The 1,538-nt window shown below is 58.5% G+C and carries 1 protein-coding gene; it reads left to right on the forward strand.

Annotated features, from left to right (window positions below):
- Window positions 1–82: 82 nt before the first annotated feature.
- Window positions 83–1,447, forward strand: coding sequence for an ISNCY family transposase (locus IQ782_RS29565; protein ID WP_338092673.1), 1,365 nt, complete (start codon window positions 83–85; stop codon window positions 1,445–1,447).
- Window positions 1,448–1,538 lie beyond the last annotated feature (91 nt).

The raw sequence follows: 1,538 nt of genomic DNA on the forward strand, positions 1-1,538 counted from the left end.
TGTAGCAGCAAAGCTAAAATGTCACCCATGAACAATTCAGGAATGTCACTCTCCCCGCAAAATGATGCGAGGACGAGCGGACGTGGGATGGCTGATTATGAGCGAGCGCGAGTTGACTCGTGTGGAGGTCCTGGCGCAGGTCGATGACGGTCGACTGACCGTGGACAACGCGGCGAACATGCTGGAGCTGACGCGTCGGCAGATTTTCAGGTTGCTCAGGCGATACCGCCAGGATGGCGCGGCCGCGATCCGTCATATGGCGCGCGGGAAGCCTCCGAACAACCGCATCCACAAAGCCAAGCGCGACTATGCCTTGAGCCTGATCAAGGAGAGCTACGCAGATTTCGGCCCGACATTGGCGGCGGAGATGCTGGCCGAACACCACGGGTTTAAGGTCTCGCGCGAGACCGTCCGCAAGTGGATGCAGGAAGACGGCATCTGGCTGTCGCGCAAACAACGCCGGACCTTTCATCAGCCGCGTTTGCGCCGAGAGTGCTTTGGCGAGCTGGTCCAGATCGACGGTTCGGATCACCGCTGGTTCGAAGAACGCGGCGATGCCTGCACCCTTCTTGTCTTCATCGATGATGCGACCAGCAGGCTGATGGAACTGCGGTTTGTCGCCTCCGAGAGCACCTTCAGCTACTTCGAGGCTCTGGAAAGCTACCTGCTGAAGCATGGCCGTCCCGTTGCATTTTACAGCGACAAACACTCGGTGTTCAGGGTTCCCAAACCGAGCGAACACATGACGGGCATGACGCAGTTCGGGCGTGCCCTGGCCGAGCTGAACATCGAGATCATCTGCGCCAATTCTTCCCAAGCCAAAGGTCGCGTCGAACGTGCGAACCGGACGCTGCAAGACCGGCTGGTCAAGGACCTGCGCATCGCGGGCATCTCGAACATGGAAGACGGCAACGCGTTCCTTTCTGGTTTCGTTGACCGCTACAACGCCAAGTTTGCAAAGGCCCCGGCCAAGCCAGACAATCTGCACCGCGCCTTGAACATCGCGCCGGACCGCCTCGTCGAAGTCTTCTGCCTACGCGACAAACGCTATGTTACCAGGAATTTAACTCTGAAGTACGACCGCAAGAGCATCCGGCTGGAGGTCAACGATCTGACGCGTGGGCTCGTTGGCAAATACGTGGATGTCTACGAGATGCCCGACGGGCGCATCCAAGTCCGCGCCAAAGGCGTCGCCCTCCCCTGCAGCATCTTTGATCCACACCAGCAGCGCGTCACACACGCCGCCATTACCGAGAACAAACACCTCAGCGCAGTTCTGGCGCATATCAAAGCGCAGCAGGATAAGGAACTCATGCCGCCGAAGGTCAAACCTGTGAGCGCGAAGAACAACTACAAGAAGAACGGACGCCGGAACAATGGCTGGAATACTCTGGCCGATCGCAAGCGCATCGCAGACAGCAAAGCCAGCCAGGGCTGCGATAGCTGAGGTCTCCGCCCTGTCAGGCTTTGCTCACGTCACGCCACCTGATGACATTCCTGCTTTGCAGACGCGGTGACATTTCAACTTGGTTGCAACA

It is taken from the genome of Salipiger mangrovisoli (assembly GCF_015223355.1).
Taxonomy (GTDB): domain Bacteria; phylum Pseudomonadota; class Alphaproteobacteria; order Rhodobacterales; family Rhodobacteraceae; genus Salipiger; species Salipiger mangrovisoli.